This is a genomic window from Hungatella sp. L36 (assembly GCF_014288035.1).
This window is the reverse complement of sequence record NZ_JACOPC010000001.1, coordinates 610974-632913: the sequence shown is the minus strand read 5'-3', so window position 1 is coordinate 632913 and position 21940 is coordinate 610974. Positions and strand designations below refer to the sequence as shown.

Genomic DNA, 21940 nt, shown 5'->3' with positions numbered 1-21940 from the left:
GAACTGTTACACCAAGTTACCATAATCTGGTATTTTTGTCAATTTCCTTTACAAATCCATCGCATTCGTGATAGAATGTCCTTAGATTTATAAGGAGGACTAATAATGGATATTAATTATGAATTGTATAAAGTATTTTACCATGTTGCTGCCACTCTGAGCTTCTCCGAAGCGTCGAAACAGCTGTTTATTTCACAGTCGGCGGTCAGCCAGTCCATCAAAGTGCTGGAGAAAAAGCTGAATCAGACGCTCTTCATCCGGAGCACGAAAAAAGTCCAACTTACCCCGGAAGGCGAGATTCTCTTAAAACACGTGGAACCCGCCATCAATTTGATTCAAAAAGGGGAAAATCAGCTTCTGGAGGCCAACACCCTGAACGGCGGCCAGCTGCGCATCGGCGCCAGCGACACCATCTGCCGTTACTATCTGATTCCGTACTTAAACCGCTTCCACAAGGCTTACCCCAACGTTCATATAAAAGTCACCAACCAGACCTCCATCGAGTGCGCCCACTTACTGGAGAACGGACAGGTTGATTTCATCATCACCAACTATCCTAACTCGGGCCTCTCCAATTCACAGAACGTCCGGGTGATCAATGAATTTCACGACGTCTTCGTCGCCAATCAGGAGTATTTCCCGCTGAAGGGCGAGACGGTCAGCCTGCAGAAGCTGCAGACATACCCCATCCTGATGCTGGACAGGAAGAGCACTACCAGCGAATTCCTGCACCATATGTTCCAGCGGGAACAGCTGGATCTGGTTCCGGAGATCGAGCTAAGCAGCAACGATCTGCTGATCGATCTGGCACGAATCGGCCTGGGAATCGCCTTTGTTCCCGATTTCTGCATCCCGGAAAATGACAAAGACTTATTCATCGTCAAGCTCACGGAAAAGATGCCCGCACGCCAGATGATCGTCGCCTATAATGAAAGCCTTCCCGTTTCCCAGGCTTCCAAACAGTTTATGGACATGATGTAAGCGCCCCGGCGGAGCGTGTCGGAAAGTGATTTTCACACACGCTTCGGCAGGGACCGCCCGGTCAGCGCCGGTTGTATGCCATCAGAGAATTCCCCCACATCTCCTCCCGGTAAGGAAAGTCTTCCTTTCGATACTCCTCTTCCCGGAATCCCACCTTTTCGTAGCAGTGCTTCGCGCCTGGATTGCAGTCGAATACCTTGAGCGTCACCCGCTTCATACCGAGAAGCTCCACGGCGTACGTTACGGCCATGGACACCATCTGCTGCCCCACGCCGCGTCCTCTCACCTCCGGCGCCAGGACAATGTATCCCATATGGACGCTGTCCGCCTCATAATCCGCCGCAGCCATTTTAAAGCTTCCGACCAGTTTCCCGTCTTCATCCAGGGCCGTAAAGCCCCATGCACGGGGATCGCGCTCCAGCTCCGCGTAATAGGCGTCCATCTGCCCGTCCGTCAGCGGAAAGGTAAATCCGTCGCGGCACCACATGCGCATCTGCCTCTCATCGGAGAACCATTTCATTACTTCCCTGCCGTCTTCCCTCTTGCAGGGCCGAAGTCTCAGTTTCATCATAGCCTTTGTCTCTCCCTTTCTTCCCAGAATTCTGTCACAATCCCGGACACGCTGTTTAAGTTCACGGCGTAATAGCCATCCCATTCCCTGGGGAACAGTGCCTGATAGTCCGGTTTTAAAAAACGGTCATCCAGCAGGGCGATCACGCCCTCATCGGACACGGTTCGGATCACCCGCCCGGCCGCCTGCATCACCTTGTTCATGCCGGGATACTGATACGCGTAGTCGAAGCCCTTCTGCTCCTTCTCATCGAAATATCCCTTAAGGATCTCCTGCTCCGTGCACACCATGGGAAGCCCCGTCCCCACGATAATCGCCCCGATGAGCCGTCCTTCCTTTAAATCGATCCCCTCCGAAAACACGCCGCCCATCACACACAGGCCCACGAAGGAATCCTCCCTGTCCTCCTGAAACTCCTCCAGAAAAACCTCCCGCTCCTGTTCTGTCATGTGGGACGACTGGGCGAGCCATGCGAACTCCTTCCCACCCTCGTCCAGCCCGGCAAGCAGCTGTTCCACCTCCCGCATATACTGATAGGACGGCAGAAATACCATATAGTTACCCGCATGGGCCGAGACAATCCTCCGGATATACTCGACGATCTTCTTGAATTCCCGCTCATTTCTTCTCGTGTAGCGGCTGCTGACGTCGTTTGCCGCCAGCAGGAGCCGTTTGTCCCGGTCGAAGGGGGATTCCGCGTACACGGCGTATTCCTCCTGATTCCCGCTCAGCAGCTCCTTGTAATACTGGACAGGCAGCAATGTGGCAGAGAAAAACACAGTGCTGCTGCCCTTATCCAGGCACTCTTTCAAGTTCCTCGCCGGATTCATATTAAACAGCCGGAGCATAAAGCGTCCATCCGATAAAAATTCCGTATAGATCCGGTAATTCTCATCCACCCGGTCATAGGTGTTCAGCAGATCCCGGAGCGCAAAGTAAAAATCCAGCACCAGATCGCGGTCCTCAAATTCCGGAAAGCTGTCCATGAATTTCTCCATCTCACCGAACAGCGACATGACGGCAGTCATAAACAGTTTGATATCCGTCAGGATCGTGTAGCCCTCGCATTCCCGCTTCATCTCCAGCAGCTGCTTGTTGCACCGGTCTAAAAGCCCGGCCAGCTTCTGGTCCTTCGGTTTCACGATCTTTTTAATAAGAAGAAAGTCCTCCTTATACACCACCGCGCTGTACATCTCCCTCGCCCTGGGCACGAGATTGTGCGCCTCATCCACAAGGAACAGATAGTCTCCCGATATTCCCTCGGAAAAATACCGTTTCAGCCTGATATTGGGGTCAAATACATAGTTGTAGTCGCAGATGATACCGTCGACCCAGTTGCTGATATCGAGGCAGAATTCGAAAGGACATACCCGGTGCTGCTCCGCATACTTTAAGACCGTCTCCCTGGTGATCCCCGCTTCCTGGTGAATCACGTCAAACACCGCATCCCCCACCCGGTCGAAATGGCCTTTGGCATAGGGGCAGGCGTCCGGATTGCACTCCGGCTTCTCCAGGAAGCAGAGCTTCTCCTTTGCCGTAATCGTGACCGTGCTGAAGTACAGGCCGCCTTTCCGCAGGATCTCATACGTCTCCTCCGCCACACCGCGCGTGATGGTCTTCGCCGTCAGATAAAACAGCTTGTCCCCAAGGCCCTCGCCGATGGCTTTTAACGCCGGATAGACGGTGGACAGCGTCTTTCCGATACCGGTGGGCGCCTGAATAAACAGATTCTTCTTACGCGCAATGCTGCGGTAGACCGATACTGCCAGCTCCTTCTGCCCCTTCCGGTAAGGATAGGGAAATTCCAGATCCTTAATGGACTCATCCCGCCGCAGGCCGTGGTGGTATAAGTAATCGGCCCACTTCACGTACTCGTGGATCAGTCCGGCAAACCAGTTTTCCAGCTCCTCAAAGCTTTTTTCCGACTGGAAACGCTTGATCTCTTCTGTCTCGATATTGCAGTAGGTCAGCTGCATCACGGCCCCGGTCAGCTGATGATCGAAGCAGTAGAAGTAGCCGTAGCACATGGCCTGAGCCATGTGGACCTCGATGGGGTCGTTCAGATAATAGAGATCCATGTAGACGCCCTTGATCTCGTCGATGGTGACGCCCGATGGCTTCTCAATAATGCCGTCAGCCCGGCCCTCCACCAGGATCTCAAACTGCTCTTCCTCCACCAGATGCTTTAATACCACCTCCGCGTGGTAATCCGCCCCCATGCGCCGCTGGATCTTCCGGTGTATCCGGCTTCCCTCCTGCATGGCCGTCTTCTCTGCCCCTGCAGTCCGCCTGTTGTCCAGGTCACCGGAACGCATCACGAATTCCACAAGGTTACGGACCGATATTTTAATTACTTTCTTTTCCCCGTCAGCCATTCCGGTACCCTCCTTTCCTGAACGAAGTTCTTAAACCAGCCTGTGACAGCCATCATAACCACTGCCGCTGCTGCCAGCCCCACCCCGCATCGCGGCCAGCAGACAGAAAAAGGGAACTGTGTCCCCATGGATCACAATTCCCTTTCCTGTCGCTTGTCGAGTGTCCTGCTGCTTATGCCGCATGAATCCTGCTCGGTGCTTTTTCCAATAAGTATGTTTCGAATTCTACATTCTCTCCGTTAAACTCCACGGTAAGAGCCTTCGTTAAATCAAGGCTCAACACACCTAATATAGACTTTGCGTCGATGGTCACTCTATTGTAATATACGTCTATATCGAAATCACATTTTGTAGCAGCAGCAACAAACTCTTTTGCTTCGGCAACGCCTGGTAACATAATCTTATACTGTTTCATAATCATGACTCCTTCTCAAAATAAACAGTTAAAAAGTTGTTGAAACATTTATATCACTTCTGACGCAATTTGTCAAATTACGTTTCATGAAGAGAAATGTCACCTTTTCTTGTGCATTTTGCTTTGTTTGAAGGATGTCTGTGATTTACCACTATGCACTTTTGCAATCACCAAATACTAATGTCGGGAATGATTCTCATTTATAACTTTGTACGTCATCTATTTTTACAGAAATACCCTATTATTTTCATATAAAACGACCAGAGGGTTCGTGCCTCCCCGCACAACTGTCCGTATTACAGGGACATGCCGGTAAAAAACGCTCCTCTACCTGTTTTGATCCAGGATCGCCTGCTTCACCGATTCGAAGGGGACAGGCGCATAACCGATCCGCTCCACACAGGCGCAGAAGCTCCTGGCGGATACGTCCTGGTACATGGGATTCCCATGTACATGACCGAAGATATTGGCATAAGGGCTGTTGATATTCACATACACAGGCTCATGGGACAGGATGTAAAAATCCGCCAGCACGGCAGGCAGAAAATACACCTCATCGAAGCCAAAGTCCAGCCAGTCCCTGGTCGTAAACATCCGGTCATGATTACCTGCAATTAGTATCTTTCTCCCATTCAGCCGGTTCGCAATCTCCTTAATCTCTTCCCTGCTCAGGTAGCAGGCAAAATCCCCAAGATGGTACACCGTGTCCTCCGCTCCGGCCACACGGTTCCAGTTCTCGATCATCTGTTCATTCATTTCTCTTCCGTCCTGAAAGGGTCTTCCCTCATATCTGAGGATGGCCCCCGAATCACCAAAGTGTGTGTCAGAAATCAGATAGATATCTCCCATAATTCCTCCCGGCTGTTTTTTACAAATACGAATTCGTTTAGTATATCATATTCCCCAGGGGATTAACAGCAACCGATTCCCGGGCACTTCACAGTCTCAAAAAGCCCACGGATGGTGTTCCGGCAGGCACTCGTCACAGAGCAGCTCGCCGTTCACCGTCGCTCCGTTCGACAATCCCCGGATCGGATCAGGCTTCTCCCGGTCCGTGGTCCAGCCATGACACTTCGCGCACTGGCCGCAGTTCATCGTCAGCGGATCCAGATAAATCGTGCTGGTTGACTGCCATTCCGCCTTATGCTGATCATCCAGCACAATCTCCTGCTCCGGCAGTTTGCCCCACGCCAGCTTCCAGAACTTCTCTTTCCCCTTATGGTCGCTGACCTCTTCTTCATCCACCTCAACCAGATAACTGATCTTGTATAGTATCGCTTTTTTCATATAGGCACCTCATCATCAAGTGGTCTTCAGCCCGAACGTATATTCTTTTTAAGATTATAACACATCCGGTATTCAAAGGGAAGCATAAAGAATGCGTATGCCACTCTTACTCCGCAAAAAAAGAAAAGCCGGAACTCCTTACTGATCAAGGACTTTCCAGCTTTTTCTTATCCGTTCACACTTTTTACTGAGCAGGGGAAGAGGGGCTCGAACCCCCATTTACGGTTTTGGAGACCGTTGCTCTACCATTGAACTATTCCCCTATGGCTTGTTTCATTCATGTTTCATCTGAACACTATGAGAGTATAGCATACCTGTTTTTAAATTGCAACAGTTTTTTATAAAAAATACAAAAATTCGAAAGTTTATCCAGAAACGGGGGACTGCCGCCGGCAGTCCCCTGTGTTAAGGCTGAATCTCAAGGCTTATTTATCCAGCTGAAATCTGGAGACATAGTCCTTCAGCAGCTGCGCCTGACTCGATAATTCCTCGCTGGCCGCTGCGCTCTCCTCCGCTGTCGCCGAGTTGGTCTGCACCACGGAGGCAATCTGAGTGATGTTCCTGGTTATCTCGGTAATGGAGCGGGACTGTTCCGCCGATGCCTTCGATATCCGGTCGACCGTATCGGTCATCTTCACGGATTCCTGGGCCACGGTTTCCAGCGCCTGGGCCGCCGTGTCGGCGATCCCTGCCCCGTGCTTCACGGATCTGACCGACTTTTCGATCAGCTCCGCAGTGCTCTTCGACGCCTCGGCGCTCTTTCCGGCCAGACTGCGGATCTCCTCCGCCACTACGGCAAAGCCTCTGCCCGCGTCACCGGCCCTTGCCGCTTCCACGGCCGCGTTCAGCGCCAGCAGATTCGTCTGAAACGCGATGTCTTCAATAACCCTGATGATCTCCCCGATCTCGCCGGAATTCTTCCGGATCTCGTCCATGGCCGCAATCAGCTTCTTCATCTGCTGGTTCTGCTCCAGGATCTCACCGCCCAGTTCCTTCGACTTATCGCTGGCCGCCTTCGCATTCCCCGCATTATGATCCACCTGGTTGGAGACCTCATGAATGGCCGCAGCCAGATTCTCGATGGCTCCCGCCTGCTCGGCCGCTCCCAGGGAGAGGGACTGGGCTCCGAAGGACAGCTGTGCCGCCCCTTCGGATACCTGATCGGCGCTCTCGTAGATCCGCCCCAGCGTATCATTTAAGGAAGCGGCGATTTCCTCCAGCGCCTCCTTGATCTTCCCGAATTCTCCCTCATAGACACCGTCTACCGTAAGGCGCAGGTTTCCGTCAGAGAGTTCTGCGAGGACCGTTGTCGCATTGGAGATCATGTCCTTGAGAGACTGGATAGTCCCCCTCACACTGGCCGCCAGCAGGCCGATCTCATCGTCGCTGTCGTTCTTCAGATCCACGCTGAAATCTCCCCTGGAAAAGCCTTCCACCTTGACCGCAATGTCGTAAAGCGGAGAAAGAAGTTTTCTTACCAGCCTGATCACTATGACCATAACCGCGATCAGTATGAGAACCGAGATCACCACCATGACCGCGATCAGCTGATTCCTGGGGGCATTGATCTCCTCCACCGGTATGCTGCCGACTGTGGCCCATCCCGTCGCTTCGCTCTTCGCAAAGATGGAGTAATACTTTTTCCCTTCATATCTATAAGTCATGGCTCCGGTATACTGGTTCCGGATGCCGTCTATGTATTCCTGGCTCAGGTTATCCACCTCATCCACCGTCCTGTTAATAAGGCTGGCATCGAAGCTGTATACCAGTGACTCATCGCCGGTAACCAGTTCCAGCGTGCCGCCCTTTCCGATTCTGATATCCTGGAGCAGCTGTGAAAAATGATCCTGGAATACGTCAAATCCAACGTATCCGGTGATACTGCTGTCATCCATAGAGAGAACCGGGGCCACGACGGAGATAACCATCTTTCCGGTAACCGGATCGAGAAACGGATCCGTCACGACCGGTCCCATCGTCTCCAGAACCTGTTCGTCCCAGTCGATACCGGCCAGATCGGCGGCCCACGCCTCTCCGGTCTGCATCAGATACGTGTCGTTGCCAATTCCGGCCAGCCATACGGCCTGCACGCCGTCGGAAACCATGGTGTCGTAGGCCCGCTCCAGCAGCGTAACCGCCGCCTCTTTCCCCGGCGCCCCGGCAATCTGCTCCGCGGTCGGCGCCTCTTCCAGCAGCCGGCGAAGCTCTTCATTATAGCTTAAAATTCCCACGGCGCTCTTCTTGCCGTTAAAGAACTCATCTACCGTGTCCACCGCATTCTTCGTCTGGCCCTCAGTCACCTGATAGCTCAGGTTGGTAACCGCCAGCGCGGCGATATAGCAGGTAACAAAAATCAGAACTGCCAGCGCCGGGAACAGGATGCTGATCAGGCGCTTGTTAATCTTTCCTGATACGGTCGCCCGTTTTTCCTTTCGCCCCGTCTTTTCCGGCGCGTGATTCTTTGCTTTTTCAACATTTTCGATCATTTTGCCCCCTCCTTACTGACCATTATAATACTTAAAGGTATAACGGGCAAACGATTTGTAAAAAAGTTCCGGCAATATGCCAGATACAGCACAGATACGCCAGGCGCCGGCCCAGGCCGGTTATCCGATCGCATTTCCGGTATACAGCTGGTAGTACCGGCCCCTTTCCCCGATCAGTTCCTCATGGGTTCCCCGCTCGATAATTCTGCCCTGTTCCAGGACCATGATGCAGTCTGAATTGCGCACGGTAGACAGCCTGTGGGCGATCACAAATGTGGTTCTCCCCTTCATGAGCCGGTCCATGCCTTCCTGCACCAGCGTTTCGGTGCGCGTATCGATAGAGGAGGTAGCCTCGTCGAGAATGAGCACAGGCGGGTCTGCAACCGCGGCCCTGGCAATGGAGAGAAGCTGCCGCTGGCCCTGGCTTAAGTTCGCCCCGTCTCCGGTCAGCATGGTATCATAGCCATCCGGAAGACGTTTGATAAAGCCATGGGCATTGGCCAGCTTCGCGGCCGCGATACACTCCTCATCCGTCGCATCAAGGCGTCCGTACCGGATGTTATCGATAACGGTTCCGGTAAACAAATGGGTATCCTGAAGGACCATTCCCATGGACCGCCTTAAATCCGGCTTCCTGATCTTATTGATATTGATGTTGTCATAGCGGATCTTTCCGTCCTGAATGTCGTAGAACCGGTTGATCAGATTGGTGATGGTGGTCTTTCCGGCTCCCGTGCTTCCGACGAACGCGATCTTCTGTCCCGGCGTGGCGTAAAGCCTGATGCCGTGCAGCACGATCTTGTTGTCATCATAGCCGAAATCCACATCGTTGAACGTCACATCGCCTTCCAGCTTTGTATAGGTAATGGTCCCGTCCTCCCTGTGGGGATGCTTCCACGCCCATATGCCGGTTCTCTCCTTTGTTTCCGTGATGCTGCCGTCAGGCGTCATATCCGCGTTGACCAGTTCCACATAGCCGTGATCTTCCTCCGGCTCTTCGTCCAGCATTCGGAAAATACGCTCCGCCCCGGCCATGGCCATGACGATGCTGTTCATCTGCTGGCTGATCTGGGTCACAGGCTGCGTAAAGTTCTTATTAAGCGTTAAAAATGAAACCAGCGTTCCCAGCGTCAGCCCCCAATTGCCGCCCAGCGCCATGACCGCACCGACAACTGCACAAAGCACGTAGCTGATATTTCCAAGGTTCCCGTTGACAGGCATCATGATATTCGAAAACTTGTTGGCCAGATTGGCACTCTCCCGCAGCTCCTCATTGATCCTGCGGAACTGCTCCAGACTCTTCTCCTCATGGCAGAACACCTTGACCACCTTCTGCCCATCCATCATTTCCTCGATGTAACCGTTTACGGTTCCCAGATCTTTCTGCTGCCGGATAAAATAGGCCGCTGATTTGCCGCCCAGCTTCGATGTGGCAAACAGCATGAGCCCTGTCATGATCAGCGTCACCGCGGTCAGCGGAATGTCCAGCACGATCATGCTGACCAGCGTTGTCACGATGGTGACGGCTGAACTTACCACCTGCGGAATGCTCTGGCTGATCAGCTGTCTCAAGGTATCCACGTCATTGGTGTAGACAGACATAATGTCGCCGTGCGCATGAGTGTCGAAGTATTTCACAGGAAGTGACTCCATGTGGGTAAACAGCTCCACCCTCAGCTTTTTCATGGTTCCCTGGCTTACATTGACCATAATCCGGTTGTAGGCATAGGCACATACAACACCCAGCCCGTAGGTGACTGCCAGTGACCTCAGGGCGGCTGCCAGAGATGAAAAATCCGGTGTCCGGGCACTCGTAAGGGGCACAATGTAGTCGTCGATCAGGCTCTGCATAAACAGCGTTCCGCGAAGCGTGGCCAGGGCCGCCCCCAGAATACAGACTACCACCATAAAAAACGAAAATTTATAATTTTTCAGCATATAGCCCAGGATCCGTTTCATGACATGGCCCAGCATTTTCGTATCACTCTTTTGGCCCTTCGTCCCTGTTCTCTCTTCTGTCATGCTCTCACACCATCCTTTCCTGTCTCTGCCGCAGCCGAAGGCTGGTCAAAGTCGCCGCCGCCCTTCATCTGCGTCTCATAGATTTCACAGTAAATTTCATTTGTCTTCAACAGATTCTCATGGGTATCGAAGCCGCTGATCCGGCCGTCATCCAGCACCAGAATCCGGTCCGCATCCTGCACACTGGAGATTCTCTGGGCGATCACCAGCTTGGTGGTGCCGGGGATCTTCTGCACGAAGGACTCACGGATTTTCGCGTCCGTAGCGGTATCCACCGCGCTGGTGGAATCGTCCAGAATCAGAATCTTCGGTTTCTTTAACAGCGCCCGCGCTATACAGAGCCGCTGTTTCTGCCCCCCGGAGACGTTATTGCCTCCCTGTTCAATCCAGGTTTCATACTGATCCGGAAATTGTTCGATAAACTCGTCTGCACACGCCTGGCGGCACGCTTCCCTGCATTCTTCCCAGGTGGCGTCCTCCCTGCCCCAGCGCAGGTTGTCGAGAATCGTTCCCGAAAACAGGACATTTTTCTGCAGTACGACGGCCACCTGGTCTCTCAGCACCTCCATGTCGTAGCGGCGGACATCATTTCCGCCTACGCGGACGACGCCTTTGTCCACATCATAGAGACGGCTGATTAAGTTCACCAGACTGGATTTTCCGCTTCCGGTACCGCCGATGATACCGATGGTCTCACCCGGCCTGATCTGTAAATCGATGTCATGAAGCGTCTCTTCCCCGCTTCCGTGCTTATAGGAAAAGCTCACATGGCTGAAGGAAATGCTTCCGTCGGGAATGCTCATAAGGGGATTCTCCGGGTTCGTCAAGTCCGCCTTCTCATCCAGCACCTGAGCGATACGCCTTCCGCTGGCCGCACTCATTGTCACCATGACGAAGATCATGGACAACATCATCAGGGACATCAGAACGCTCATAACGTAGCTGAACATGGAGGTCAGCTCTCCTGTCGTCAGTCCGCCCACGACGATGAACTTCGCGCCGAACCAGGACAGGGAGATGATACAGCCGTAGACCACCAGCATCATCACCGGATTGTTGAGAGCCAGAAGGCCCTCCGCCTTCACAAACAGGCGGTATAGATTTTCTGCGGCCCTTGTGAATTTGTTATTTTCGTGTTCTTCCCTCACAAACGCCTTGACCACGCGGATTGCTGATACATTTTCCTGCACGCTGGCGTTTAAGTCGTCGTATTTGCGGAACACTTCGTCAAAGATTTTTGTCGTCCTGGTCATGATCAGCCCCAGCGCAGCCGCCAGAACCACGATAGCCGCCAGGAAAATCAGGCTCAGTCTTACATTGATTAAGAAGCACATGGCCATGCTGCATACCAGCATTAACGGCGCCCTCACAGCGATCCTCAGTATCATCTGGTAAGAGTTCTGTACATTGGTGACGTCGGTCGTCATTCGGGTGACCAGGCCGGCTGTACTGTACTTGTCGATGTTTGAAAATGAAAATCTCTGGATGTTTTCATACATTCCGTCTCTCAAATTACAGGCAAATCCCGACGAGGCCGCTGCCGCATATTTCCCCGCCAGAACACCGGACAGAAGGCTTAAAAATGCCATAATGAGCATCAGCCCTCCGTAGAAATACACCTGGCCGATGTTCCCCTGTTCGATTCCCTTATCTATGATGGAAGCCGTTATAAACGGGATCAGCACCTCCATCAGCACCTCCAGCGCGGTAAACAGCGGAGTCAGCAGTGACTCCTTTTTATACTGTTTCACCTGCTTAAGCAGTGTTTTTATCATAGTTATTCCTCCTTTACACAATCTGTTTTTATGTTTGAAATCATTCTGTTCAAGGTGTATGTAAAGAGCTCCAGTTCTTCCCCGGAGAGCCCGCTGCATAGCCGCTCCATCTGCCGTTTCAGGACGCTCTCGATCGTCTCTCTGGCCCTGTACGCCTTCGCAGTCAGGGTGATCCGTTTTTTCCGGTCGTCACCGGAGACCGCCCTCATCTCGATATAACCGCCCTTCTTCAGCCCCTTGAGCATGGAAGAGATCGCGGCCCTGGAAATCCCGCATTCCGCGTGGATATCCGTGGCATACGTGGCTTGTTCCCCGCAGGAGAACAGATAATTCAGTACCCAGCCCTGTGACGGAGTAATATCCTCACTCTTCATCTCCTCCCTTCCATACTGGTCCAGGGAAATATTCAACTGTTTCAAAAGCCAGATGATATTACTCTCATACATGCCTTTTCTAACTCCTTTCTGATTATTCGGCCCCTAACTGTTTCATGGTTAACAGACCGGTTACGAATGATTCTACTCGATTTTCCCTTGTAAGTGAATTCAAAAAATGTTATCATCAATAAAATACTTTTATTAATCAGAGGAGGTAAATCCATGAATACCTTTCAACTTTCCTGCTTTCTGGCTGTCGCGGAGACGCTGAGCTTCGCCAGAGCCGCAGAACAGTTAAGCATCACCCAGCCGGCCGTCACGCATCAGATCCACTCCCTGGAGACAGAATTGAATGTGAAGCTCTTCGTGCGCACCACCCGCACGGTGAACCTGACACAGGAAGGTACGCTCTTTTTAAACGACGCCAGGAACATACTCGCCCTGACCATCCGGGCCACAAAACGGTTCGAGAATCCCCTGGAACAGGAAATACAGCTGTTCTCCATCGGCTGCCACAGCTACTCCCACATGTTCCTTCTGGCCGATGTTCTCCGCCTGCTGGCCGCCACCTGTCCAACGGTGCATCCGGAGCTTCGCGTCGTGCCGTTCCGGCAGCTCTACCGTCTTCTGGAGGAGGAAGAGGTGGATACGGTCATCGGATTTCAGGAGCCTGACTCCAGAAAAGTACCCGGATTCTACAAAGAGCTGCGGAAGGTCACCATCTCCTGTGTCTGCTCCCGGGACAATCCCCTGTCTGCCCTGGAAACCGTGACGGTGGCGGATTTAGAAAAGGAAAAACTGGTCTTAAACGATCCGGCCAAGACGCCGGCTGCTGTCGCCCAGTTCCAGGGACAGCTGATGGGCGGCCGTTCCCCTTCCGACTTCTACTTCTGCGAATCCTGTGAAGCCGAGACGGTCCTGGTAAAGGCCGGCTACGGCATCTCTGTACTCCCGGATCTGCTGATTCCCCCGGATCCCTCCCTCATCCGGATTCCCGTAGCCGGGCTGGAGCCGCTCTCCTTCGGGGCGTATTATAAGACGCTTCAGGGAAACGAGATGCTAAAGAGCTTTATCCGCATCATGAAGGAGCACTTTCCATATGCCAGGTAGTAGAGAAAAGAATGCTTCGGAAGGCTTTTGTTTTCCTGGATGCCTCTTTTTTGTACAAAAAGACTCCGGCGAGCCGGACTCTCGCGCCGGAGCGCGGCCGCTTCAGCGGCCATACTTCCTTAGCGCGAAGTGCGCATTCTCCCGGAGGGTTTTTATTTCACAGGACGGACTTTCCTGTGAAATTAAAAAAAGCAGTATGGGGAATCGAATACAGCTTCCATCGATGTTCTCCATACTGCTTTATTCTATTGATGCCGGACAGGCCATACTTTCCCGGATCACGTATCGATCCTGACCATTTCCTTCACGGCTTTGATCCGGTAAACCAGATCGTTTCTCACCGTAAATCCGCGGTTTTCCCAGAATTTGTTCCCTGTTTCATTGCGGTCAAATACCATCAGAGCGCTTCCAATTCCACGATAATCCTCTATTCTCCTTTTCCTTATCTGCATGGCTCCTCTAGTCTCTCATGAAAGGGCTGATAAATCTGATTTTTCATAACGGTTGTGTCCCTGAATCCCTTTTTTATAATTCCAGCACCGAATCGCCTCGTCCAGGGTGCGTCCTTCATTGTCCGCGAAGAAATCCCGGATATACGTGTTGTACTCGAACTGCCGGCCGATCGTTGTCTTTCCCTTTTTCTTCTCCTCCAGAATCTGGCCGTAAGCGTCTATGGCCTCTCTGTAGGTTTTTCCTGTGTTGCTTTTCAGCCATTTCTGAAAGGCCACGTTAAAGGAAAATCCGCTGCCGATAGCTTCCCGGAAAAAGGCCCGGTGCTTTTCACTGCATACGAAATCAGGTTCGATCTTCCTGTCCTCGCTGATCGCTCCCACATCCGGCCTGCTCTTTGTCTTTGCAGAAGCCGGGAGCACATCTCCCGTATCGAGGAAACAGGCGATTCTCTCCGTAATCTCGATCTTGCCGCCGGAGACAGGCAGCCCGTTTTCCCTGCAAAATGCCGCCAGCTCTTCCTTCAGATAATAGTAGCTTCTAAAGGTCTTCCCGTCCAGCGTCCTGTCCAGCCTGGGCCGCTCACTCATGTTCCTGCTCCTCCCGCTTCCTCATGGGCAAATTCCAGCTTTTCCACCTGGTATGCTCTGCCTTCGATGGTCATTACCGCCATGGTGATCGGCTGATGAAACCGTCTCGGACCGCAGCTTCCCGGATTCAGCCAGAGCGTGCCGTCGATGACCCGTTCGTCGTAGCGGTGGGAATGGCCGTACAGAACCACATCGGCACCGGATACGCCTTCGCTGGATGCCCCTTTTTTATTGTGGACCATGTAAAATGACACGCCCTCCAGAGAGAAGCTCAACTCCTCCGGCATCCCCTCCGCCCACTCCTTATCGTTATTGCCGCGCACCACATAGAGAGGCGCAAAGGCTTCCAGTTCTTTTATAATGGTTTCTCTGTTTATATCGCCGCCATGTAAAATTACATCGCACGTCTTTAATACGTCTTTTACCTGCGGCCGTAAAAGGCCATGGGTATCCGACAGAATTCCGACTCTCATACCAGCTTTCCTTTCTTTCATTATTATGGTGATGGCTGATGCACTGCCATTACAGGTTTTGCCGCAATGGCAGTCCCCACCCTATTTATCACTCTTACAGCAGTAAAATCGCCTCCCGAATATTTTCCACTCCGACCATGCGGATTCCCTCCATCTTCCTCATCTTGTCCAGTGAGGTCTTCGGGAGTATACACGTCTCGAATCCCAGCTTCTTCGCCTCATTCACCCGCTGTTCCGCCATGGGAACGGCGCGCACCTCACCGGCCAGGCCGACTTCACCGAAGATAATCGTTCTCGGGTTCACAGGCTTGTCCTTTAAGCTGGAGATCACGGCCATGACGATGGCCAGATCCAGGGCCGGCTCATTCATCCGCAGGCCGCCTGCAATATTCACGTAGGCGTCATACCGGGATAGCTCATAGTGGCACCGCTTTTCCAGCACCGCCATCAGCACGTTTACCCGGTTATAGTCCGTGCCCGCGGCCGTTCTCCTGGGCATACCGAACAGAGTAGGCGTTATAAGCGCCTGCACCTCTAAAAGCACCGGCCTCGTCCCCTCTAAGGAACAGGCTACCACGGCGCCTGACGCGTCCTCCGGCCGGCCGCTCAGCATGTATTCCGACGGGTTCTTCACCTCTTCCAGCCCGCTTTCCCTCATTTCAAAGACGCCGATCTCGTTAGTGGAGCCGAAACGGTTCTTCACACCGCGGATAATCCGGTAGGAGGCGCTTCTGTCCCCCTCGAAATATAGCACCGTGTCCACCATGTGTTCCAATACTCTCGGGCCGGCCACCACGCCTTCCTTCGTCACATGACCTACGATGAAAATGGCGATTCCCACTCCCTTTGCGATCTGGAGCAGGAGATTCGTGGACTCCCGCACCTGCCCCACGCTGCCGGGAGCCGAAGTCACCTCTTCCCGAAACATGGTCTGAATGGAGTCAATAATCACCACATCCGGCTTCTCCCCGGAGATGGCGCCCTCGATCGTATCGAGATTCGTCTCACAGAGAAATTTCAGTTCCCCTGTCACAGTTCCGATCCGGTTGGCCCTCAGCTTGATCTGCTTTAACGATTCCTCGCCCGAAATATAGAGCACCTTCTGTCCTGATGCGGCCAGATTCCTGCACACCTGCAGGAGCAGAGTAGACTTGCCGATTCCCGGGTCTCCGCCCACCAGAACGAGGGAGCCCCTCACCACGCCGCCGCCCAGCACCCGGTCCAGTTCCTCGTATCCGGTCTGCATGCGGTCCTGTTCATCCAGCGATATCTCCGATAGATAGGAAGGCCTGATCTTTGACATGCCGCCTTCCCCTGCGCCGCCCTGGCCGTTCCCATAGGAAGCTCCAAGACCTCTCTTCGCCGCCGGTTCCTTCTTTGCCGTCAGCTCTTCCACAAAGGTGTTCCACTGCCTGCATCCGGGACACTGTCCCAGCCATTTCGGCGATTCGTATCCACATTCTTTGCAGAAAAATGATGTCGCTTTCGCTTTTGCCATGCTGCTCCTTTCCTACTAAAAAAGAGGCTGGTAAACCGCCAGCCTCTTTCTGCCATTCTGATTTTATCTTCTTACGACTTTAACAGACACAGGTTCTTCCTCGTTCAGTTCCACACTGACAGACAGCTTGCCGCTCATGTTGGTCATCATGCTTCCCACTGCCGCGTCGTCCACGAATACCTCATATTCGGTATCATCCTCCAGCTGAATGGTCAGCTGCGCGTCCTTGTCTCCTTCGACGGAAAATTCCACGCCGTTGTTCGAAACGGTAAAATGTTCCACAGCGGTTCCCGGCACAGACTCATAGACAAACATGCCGTTGCGCTCCAGTTTCGTAATCTCATAAAACGTCTTTACTTTATATAAATCACCATCGTGCTCAAAATCCTGTAATTTTGACTTTGTGCTTAACTTGTAATTACCAAAACTGATTGTTCCATCCTGCTCTGTGCGGATTAATTCTTCAATTACCGGCATCTGTACGCCCTCCTAGTATTCTTGTTTACTTATCCTTTTTGCGAAGCGCTCATTAATGATTTCGCTTGTCATCATTATACACGAAATCAAATCAAATGGCTAGTTCTTTATGAGCTCGGGAACAGAAAATTTTAACTCCGATTCTCCCTGGCTCACCAGAACTTCATCCCCTTCTTTCACCGCTCCATCCAGAATTTCCTCTGCCAGCCTATCCTCAAGACTGCTCTGAATGGTACGTCTTAACGGCCTTGCACCGTATTTTTCATCATATCCCTTGTTAATCAGGAACTCTTTTGCAGCTTCATCCACGGAGAGTGTGATGTTCATCTGTTCCTTCGTCCGCTTCATGATTTCCTTCAGCATAATGGTGACAATGTCCTTCATGTGGCCCTTATTAAGCGGATGGAAGACAATGATCTCATCGATACGGTTGATAAACTCCGGCTTGAATAAATGCTTTACTTCCTCCATCACACGGTCCTTCATCACCTTGTAGTCCGCCTTCTCATCGGCGACCGCTCCGAAGCCCAGACGTTTCGGGGAAATGATGCTCTCCGCGCCCGCATTCGACGTCATGATAATAACCGTGTTCTTAAAATCGATCTTACGTCCCTGCGCGTCCGTGATATGGCCGTCGTCGAGAACCTGCAGGAGGATGTTGAATACATCCGGATGCGCCTTCTCAATCTCATCGAAAAGAATGACGGAATACGGATTTCTCCGCACCTTTTCGCTGAGCTGGCCGCCCTCGTCGTAGCCCACATAGCCTGGCGGGGAACCGATCATCTTGGAGACGCTGTGCTTCTCCATGTACTCCGACATATCGACGCGGATCAGCGCGTTCTCGGTGCCGAACATGGCCTCCGCCAGTGCCTTGGACAGCTCTGTCTTTCCGACACCGGTAGGCCCTAAGAACAGGAATGAACCGATGGGACGCTTCGGATCCTTCAGCCCTACCCTGCCGCGGCGGATCGCCTTTGCAACAGCTGTAACCGCCTCCTCCTGGCCGATCACACGCTCGTGGAGAATGGATTCCAGGTTTTTCAGTCTCTGGCTCTCCCCTTCCTCCAGCTTTCTTACGGGAATCTTGGTCCAGCTGGAGACGACATCGGCGATCTCTTCCTCATCGACCACCTGCTTCTTGGTGTCTTTATCCTTCTGCCATTTCTCACGAATTTTATCGATCTTCTCTTTCTTCTTTTCCTGTTTCTTCTTGATGGTGCCCGCCTTCTCATACGCTTCGTCCCGGATAGCGGCTTCCTTCTGATCCTCCAGCTTCTCGATCTCTTTCTCCAGCTCCTTGATCTCGGGCGGCTCCACAAACGCGGTCAGGCGTACCTTGGAAGCTGCCTCATCGATTACGTCGATGGCCTTATCCGGCATGAACCGGTCGTTGATATACCTGGCGGAAAGCTTCACTGCGGCCGTAAGCGCCGCATCGGTGATCGTCACATGGTGGTGCGCCTCATAGCGGCCTCTTAAGCCCTTTAAGATGGCTATGGCCTCCTCCTCCGACGGCTCCTCCACGGTAACCGGCTGGAAACGGCGTTCCAGGGCGGAGTCCTTTTCAATATACTTGCGGTACTCCTCGATAGTGGTGGCGCCTATAAGCTGAAGCTCGCCTCTGGCCAGGGATGGCTTTAAGATATTGGAGGCATCAATGGCGCCCTCCGCGCCTCCCGCGCCGATGATCGTGTGGATCTCATCGATGAACAGAAGGACTTCTCCGTCCTCCATCACCTCCGCGATCACCTTCTTGATTCGCTCCTCGAACTCACCGCGGTATTTGGATCCGGCCACCATACCGGATAAGTCCAGCGTCAGAACGCGTTTCTCCGCAATGGTTTCCGGCACATTTCCCTCGATAATCATCTGGGCGAGGCCTTCCACCACCGCCGTCTTACCGACTCCCGGCTCACCGATCAGACACGGGTTGTTCTTCGTCCTACGGCTTAAGATCTGAATCAGACGCTTGATCTCCGTCTCGCGTCCGATCACCGGATCCAGCTTTCCCGCCCTGGCAAGCTCCGTCAGATCACGGCTGTAGCTGTCCAGTGTGGGCGTACTGCCCTTTGTCTTGGCTCCCTTTAACAGCTCCTCCTTGTTGGCCGGAGCGTCCTCTCCCATGGCCGCCAGAACGTCAATATAGAGCTTCTGGATGCTGATGCCGATGGTGTTGAGCAGCCTGGAAGCCACGCAGTCGTTGTCCCGGATAATGGAAATCAGCAGATGCTCGGTACCGATCAGTCTGGCCTTAAAACGCACCGCCTCTTTGTAGCTGTTCTCCAGCACTCTTCTGGCGCTGGGTGTATAACCGCTCTCCTCCATACGGACCGTCTGGTCCGGAGAGATGAGCTGGCTCACAAGGCTGATCACCTTCTCTTTCTTAACACCATTCTCGGAAAGCACCCTGGCGGCCACACCGCCGCCTTCCTCCAATAGTCCAATCAGCAGATGCTCGGTTCCCACGTAGCTGTGGCCCAGCTCCTCCGCCGCCTGGACGGCCAGATTAATTGACTCTCTGGCCTTTGCTGTAAATCTGTCTATCATGTCAGTCTGTCCTCCTTGTAATGAGCACTCCGTTCAGCTCGTATGCTTTGTTGTTTCACGGAATAAACCGTCTTTACTCTAAATCAGGCAATTCTCCACGGATAAATTCCGCCCTCGCAATATCCAGTTCTTCCTTGCTTAACGGCCTGTCGGATATCTTCTGTAAATTCGCCGGCTGCAGGCCGAGCATGAGGCGGTAGACGGAGCACGGCTCCTTCATCACAAGCAGCCCGTCCGCCGCTCCGGCCATGACCTGAGACAAAAATATCATACCGTCTCTGGCCGTAAGCCTCCTGGCATATTTTAACACACCGTAAGATTTATATACCTCGTCCTCCCGTTCCAGGCGCCGCCGCTGGAGGGACATCTTCCTGACGGTCATCTCCTGGTTGGTCAGCTGGATGGCCGCCTTCGTCACCACATCGGCGATCTCCTTTTCACTCTGTCCCAGCGTCTTCTGGTTCGATATCTCATAAAGGGAGCCAAAATTCTCCTCCCCTTCGCCGTACACGCCGCGGACTGCCGTCCCAAACCGGCTCATATCGGCTATCAAAGCCGGGAACTTCCGCCCCGAGGACAGCATTGGCAGATGCACCACCACCGAGGCCCTCATCCCGGTTCCCACATTCGTCGGAAAAGAAGTCAGGTAGCCGTACCGGTCGTCAAACGCATACGGAAACCGTTCGTTGATGTAATCATCCAGGGCATCGGCCCGCTCCCATAATTCCTCCAGATGAAGCCCGGAAGAGAGAAGCTGAAGCCGGATGTGATCGTCACCGTTTAGCAGAATGCTGGTATCCTCGTCCTCAGACAGTATGATACCCGCCGGGGCTTTCTTCTCCACCGCAGCACGGTTTATGATTCTCCGCTCCCGCAGCGCCGCCCGGTCCAGTTCCTCCAGTTCCTCCAGCATGGCGTATTCGTATTTCCTGCCTTCCACCTCCGCGAGATCCTTCAGCCCGAATTCCAGCCTGCGGACCATCTCCTCGCTCTCCTGTGTCCCCAGCATGGCAGGGAACTTATACTCTTCCCAGTTTCGCACCAGACGAATGCGGCTGCTGATGACACCCGGCCGTGTTTCGTCCGTCTTTTCAAACCATCTAAGCATTCGTCTCATGTCCTTTCTTTAATTCCCTGATCTTGTCACGGCATACCGCCGCGGTCTCATAGTCTTCAAACTGAAGCGCTTCTTTTAACTTCGCATCCAGCTCCATAATCTCCTCTTCATGTTCATAAACGGCATCTCCCGCCGTCTCATCCCCGCTGCCCTTTAAATCCGGCGTTTTATAGGAAATCTTCTGATATTTCGGCCGCTTCCCCGTATGTGCGGTGCTCCCCTGCAGCTGCTTTAAGCTCTCTTCCATCAGGGGGCCGAACACACTGTAGCAGTCGGCACATCCGAACTGGCTGTTCTTGATAAATTCATCGTAGCTGGTCTTGCAGGTCGGACAGACCACCTGGTGCAGCTTATCCGGCACCCGGCTGGTATCCTCGATTCCCAGGAGTCCCGACAGCAGCTTGCCCAGCGGAAATTCTCCGTCAAAAATAGCGGAATACGGTCCAAAATCCATCTCTTTTGCACATTGAGCACAGAAATGGTGTTCCTTTTTCACGCCATTTATTACCTCTGTATACTGGATATTCGCTTCGCGAATTCCGCATCTCTCACATAACATAAGTAACCTCCATTCTTCCGGCTATTCCTTGCTGTCTGCTCCCTGCCTGGGGCTGCCGCCGTCTGGTCCGGTTCTGCCGGTTCCCTCCCGGCTCCCAGCTCCGGTTTCGGGCATAAGCAGTTCTAAACGTGCAGGATTTTTCTAAAAACCAGTGAAAATTCCCAAACTCGCTGCGCTCAGACAGGTGGGCATTTCCCCTGAACGAAAAATTCTACGCGTTAAGAACTGCTAATACCCTGCAAAGTCACAGGGAGCCGGGAGGCAACCGGCAGAGCCGGACCAGACGGCGGCAGCCCCAGGCAGGGAGCAGACAGCAGCAGCTATTCCTCCTTCTGACCTCTGGAAAACAGCATGAAAATCTCATCCACAAGCTGGTGCACCTCGTCACAGGTAACATTCTTGCAGATCCCGCGGGCCAACACGACGCTTAAATCTCTCCTCATCTCATCGAGGACACGCATCTTATCCACGTCCAGGGCCACGACCGCCCCCTTGCGGCGGTCCAGCTTAACAAAGCCCTCCTGCTTTAAGACAGAGTACGCCTTATTCACCGTGTGCATATTAATTCCTATATTGTCAGCCATCTGGCGCACGGAGGGCAGGGGATCCCCTTCCTTTATCGTTTCCGTGGCAATTCCAATAATGATCTGATTCCGAAGCTGGATATAAATTGCCTCATCACTGTTAAAATCGATTTGCAATATCATATACTCACCATCTTTCGTTATATCTGTTATACACATAATAGCACACAAGACTTATTTTTTCAATATGTAATATATTTACATCGGACATTCCTTAAAAAGAACCGAAAGAACAACAACAGG

The 21940-nt window shown here is 52.8% G+C and carries 21 protein-coding genes and 1 tRNA gene; 2 read left to right on the top strand and 20 right to left on the bottom strand.

Going from position 1 to position 21940, the window contains the following annotated elements; translation table 11 throughout:
• Positions 1-105 precede the first annotated feature (105 nt).
• Positions 106-981 carry a LysR family transcriptional regulator gene (locus tag H8S80_RS02655; RefSeq protein WP_002600449.1) on the top strand — a complete coding sequence of 292 codons (876 nt, stop codon included), beginning with the start codon at positions 106-108 and terminating at the stop codon, positions 979-981.
• A gap of 61 nt (positions 982-1042) precedes the next feature.
• Here H8S80_RS02655 and H8S80_RS02650 read toward each other — a convergent pair whose 3' ends face one another.
• The 11 genes from H8S80_RS02650 to H8S80_RS02600 form a co-directional block, all read right to left on the bottom strand.
• The gene (locus tag H8S80_RS02650) at positions 1043-1552 is read right to left on the bottom strand and encodes a GNAT family N-acetyltransferase (RefSeq protein WP_117630170.1); all 510 of its coding nucleotides are present in this window, start codon (positions 1550-1552) and stop codon (positions 1043-1045) included.
• On the bottom strand, positions 1549-3927 hold the full coding sequence (locus tag H8S80_RS02645; RefSeq protein WP_117630169.1) for an ATP-dependent DNA helicase: 2379 nt from the start codon (positions 3925-3927) through the stop codon (positions 1549-1551). Before H8S80_RS02645 ends, H8S80_RS02650 begins: the two co-directional genes overlap by 4 nt.
• Positions 3903-4055, bottom strand: a complete 153-nt coding sequence (locus H8S80_RS02640; protein WP_181987847.1) for a hypothetical protein — start codon at positions 4053-4055, stop codon at positions 3903-3905. Before H8S80_RS02640 ends, H8S80_RS02645 begins: the two co-directional genes overlap by 25 nt.
• Before the next feature lie 44 nt (positions 4056-4099).
• Positions 4100-4342, bottom strand: coding sequence for an HPr family phosphocarrier protein (locus H8S80_RS02635; RefSeq protein WP_002600452.1), 243 nt, complete (start codon positions 4340-4342; stop codon positions 4100-4102).
• Between the two features lie 327 nt (positions 4343-4669).
• The gene (locus tag H8S80_RS02630) at positions 4670-5191 is read right to left on the bottom strand and encodes a metallophosphoesterase (protein ID WP_002600453.1); all 522 of its coding nucleotides are present in this window, start codon (positions 5189-5191) and stop codon (positions 4670-4672) included.
• A 96-nt stretch (positions 5192-5287) separates the two neighbouring features.
• A complete protein-coding gene (locus H8S80_RS02625; protein WP_002600454.1) occupies positions 5288-5629 on the bottom strand; it encodes a hypothetical protein in 342 nt (113 codons plus the stop codon).
• A gap of 192 nt (positions 5630-5821) precedes the next feature.
• A tRNA-Trp gene (locus H8S80_RS02620) sits at positions 5822-5892 on the bottom strand.
• 162 nt (positions 5893-6054) lie between these two features.
• Positions 6055-8115 carry a methyl-accepting chemotaxis protein gene (locus H8S80_RS02615; protein ID WP_117630168.1) on the bottom strand — a complete coding sequence of 687 codons (2061 nt, stop codon included), beginning with the start codon at positions 8113-8115 and terminating at the stop codon, positions 6055-6057.
• Positions 8116-8235: 120 nt separating this feature from the next.
• Positions 8236-10137 (bottom strand): ABC transporter ATP-binding protein, encoded by a 1902-nt coding sequence (locus H8S80_RS02610; protein ID WP_117630167.1) that lies wholly within the window; start codon positions 10135-10137, stop codon positions 8236-8238.
• Positions 10134-11912 (bottom strand): ABC transporter ATP-binding protein, encoded by a 1779-nt coding sequence (locus tag H8S80_RS02605; protein ID WP_117630166.1) that lies wholly within the window; start codon positions 11910-11912, stop codon positions 10134-10136. Before H8S80_RS02605 ends, H8S80_RS02610 begins: the two co-directional genes overlap by 4 nt.
• 2 nt (positions 11913-11914) lie before the next feature.
• Complete coding sequence (locus tag H8S80_RS02600; RefSeq protein WP_025530268.1) at positions 11915-12358, bottom strand: MarR family winged helix-turn-helix transcriptional regulator; 444 nt, start codon at positions 12356-12358, stop codon at positions 11915-11917.
• 153 nt (positions 12359-12511) lie between these two features.
• Here H8S80_RS02600 and H8S80_RS02595 point away from each other — a divergent pair, with 153 nt between their 5' ends.
• A complete protein-coding gene (locus H8S80_RS02595; RefSeq protein WP_117630165.1) occupies positions 12512-13399 on the top strand; it encodes a LysR family transcriptional regulator in 888 nt (295 codons plus the stop codon).
• 278 nt (positions 13400-13677) lie between these two features.
• Here the strand turns inward: H8S80_RS02595 and H8S80_RS02590 are convergent, their stop codons facing one another.
• The 9 genes from H8S80_RS02590 to H8S80_RS02550 form a co-directional block, all read right to left on the bottom strand.
• Entirely contained in the window at positions 13678-13851 is a 174-nt protein-coding gene (locus tag H8S80_RS02590; RefSeq protein ID WP_117630164.1) for an acetyltransferase, read from the bottom strand.
• 15 nt (positions 13852-13866) lie between these two features.
• Positions 13867-14439, bottom strand: a complete 573-nt coding sequence (locus tag H8S80_RS02585) for a DUF6434 domain-containing protein (RefSeq protein WP_029466002.1) — start codon at positions 14437-14439, stop codon at positions 13867-13869.
• Positions 14436-14912 (bottom strand): metallophosphoesterase family protein, encoded by a 477-nt coding sequence (locus H8S80_RS02580; protein WP_117630163.1) that lies wholly within the window; start codon positions 14910-14912, stop codon positions 14436-14438. Before H8S80_RS02580 ends, H8S80_RS02585 begins: the two co-directional genes overlap by 4 nt.
• A gap of 94 nt (positions 14913-15006) precedes the next feature.
• Positions 15007-16410: a DNA repair protein RadA gene (gene radA, locus H8S80_RS02575; protein ID WP_117630162.1), complete on the bottom strand. Its 1404-nt coding sequence runs from the start codon at positions 16408-16410 to the stop codon at positions 15007-15009.
• 63 nt (positions 16411-16473) lie between these two features.
• On the bottom strand, positions 16474-16887 hold the full coding sequence (locus H8S80_RS02570) for a hypothetical protein (protein ID WP_002600463.1): 414 nt from the start codon (positions 16885-16887) through the stop codon (positions 16474-16476).
• Between the two features lie 99 nt (positions 16888-16986).
• Positions 16987-19437, bottom strand: a complete 2451-nt coding sequence (locus H8S80_RS02565) for an ATP-dependent Clp protease ATP-binding subunit (RefSeq protein ID WP_002600464.1) — start codon at positions 19435-19437, stop codon at positions 16987-16989.
• 73 nt (positions 19438-19510) lie between these two features.
• The gene (locus tag H8S80_RS02560) at positions 19511-20545 is read right to left on the bottom strand and encodes an ATP--guanido phosphotransferase (RefSeq protein ID WP_187049035.1); all 1035 of its coding nucleotides are present in this window, start codon (positions 20543-20545) and stop codon (positions 19511-19513) included.
• Positions 20538-21113: a UvrB/UvrC motif-containing protein gene (locus H8S80_RS02555; RefSeq protein ID WP_002600466.1), complete on the bottom strand. Its 576-nt coding sequence runs from the start codon at positions 21111-21113 to the stop codon at positions 20538-20540. Before H8S80_RS02555 ends, H8S80_RS02560 begins: the two co-directional genes overlap by 8 nt.
• Before the next feature lie 320 nt (positions 21114-21433).
• Positions 21434-21820 (bottom strand): GntR family transcriptional regulator, encoded by a 387-nt coding sequence (locus H8S80_RS02550; protein WP_038256689.1) that lies wholly within the window; start codon positions 21818-21820, stop codon positions 21434-21436.
• Positions 21821-21940: the final 120 nt, after the last annotated feature.

Bases quoted from the DNA above. Each gene is read 5' to 3' on its own strand.
- H8S80_RS02630 (WP_002600453.1), bottom strand. From the start codon at position 5,191: ATGGGAGATATCTATCTGATTTCTGACACACACTTTGGTGATTCGGGG.
- H8S80_RS02580 (WP_117630163.1), bottom strand. From the start codon at position 14,912: ATGAGAGTCGGAATTCTGTCGGATACCCATGGCCTTTTACGGCCGCAG.
- H8S80_RS02595 (WP_117630165.1), top strand. From the start codon at position 12,512: ATGAATACCTTTCAACTTTCCTGCTTTCTGGCTGTCGCGGAGACGCTG.
- H8S80_RS02550 (WP_038256689.1), bottom strand. From the start codon at position 21,820: ATGATATTGCAAATCGATTTTAACAGTGATGAGGCAATTTATATCCAG.
- H8S80_RS02615 (WP_117630168.1), bottom strand. From the start codon at position 8,115: ATGATCGAAAATGTTGAAAAAGCAAAGAATCACGCGCCGGAAAAGACG.
- H8S80_RS02650 (WP_117630170.1), bottom strand. From the start codon at position 1,552: ATGATGAAACTGAGACTTCGGCCCTGCAAGAGGGAAGACGGCAGGGAA.
- radA (WP_117630162.1), bottom strand. From the start codon at position 16,410: ATGGCAAAAGCGAAAGCGACATCATTTTTCTGCAAAGAATGTGGATAC.
- H8S80_RS02555 (WP_002600466.1), bottom strand. From the start codon at position 21,113: ATGTTATGTGAGAGATGCGGAATTCGCGAAGCGAATATCCAGTATACA.
- H8S80_RS02570 (WP_002600463.1), bottom strand. From the start codon at position 16,887: ATGCCGGTAATTGAAGAATTAATCCGCACAGAGCAGGATGGAACAATC.
- H8S80_RS02625 (WP_002600454.1), bottom strand. From the start codon at position 5,629: ATGAAAAAAGCGATACTATACAAGATCAGTTATCTGGTTGAGGTGGAT.
- H8S80_RS02585 (WP_029466002.1), bottom strand. From the start codon at position 14,439: ATGAGTGAGCGGCCCAGGCTGGACAGGACGCTGGACGGGAAGACCTTT.
- H8S80_RS02635 (WP_002600452.1), bottom strand. From the start codon at position 4,342: ATGAAACAGTATAAGATTATGTTACCAGGCGTTGCCGAAGCAAAAGAG.
- H8S80_RS02560 (WP_187049035.1), bottom strand. From the start codon at position 20,545: ATGCTTAGATGGTTTGAAAAGACGGACGAAACACGGCCGGGTGTCATC.
- H8S80_RS02600 (WP_025530268.1), bottom strand. From the start codon at position 12,358: ATGTATGAGAGTAATATCATCTGGCTTTTGAAACAGTTGAATATTTCC.
- H8S80_RS02640 (WP_181987847.1), bottom strand. From the start codon at position 4,055: ATGGGGACACAGTTCCCTTTTTCTGTCTGCTGGCCGCGATGCGGGGTG.
- H8S80_RS02605 (WP_117630166.1), bottom strand. From the start codon at position 11,912: ATGATAAAAACACTGCTTAAGCAGGTGAAACAGTATAAAAAGGAGTCA.
- H8S80_RS02565 (WP_002600464.1), bottom strand. From the start codon at position 19,437: ATGATAGACAGATTTACAGCAAAGGCCAGAGAGTCAATTAATCTGGCC.
- H8S80_RS02610 (WP_117630167.1), bottom strand. From the start codon at position 10,137: ATGACAGAAGAGAGAACAGGGACGAAGGGCCAAAAGAGTGATACGAAA.
- H8S80_RS02655 (WP_002600449.1), top strand. From the start codon at position 106: ATGGATATTAATTATGAATTGTATAAAGTATTTTACCATGTTGCTGCC.
- H8S80_RS02645 (WP_117630169.1), bottom strand. From the start codon at position 3,927: ATGGCTGACGGGGAAAAGAAAGTAATTAAAATATCGGTCCGTAACCTT.
- H8S80_RS02590 (WP_117630164.1), bottom strand. From the start codon at position 13,851: ATGCAGATAAGGAAAAGGAGAATAGAGGATTATCGTGGAATTGGAAGC.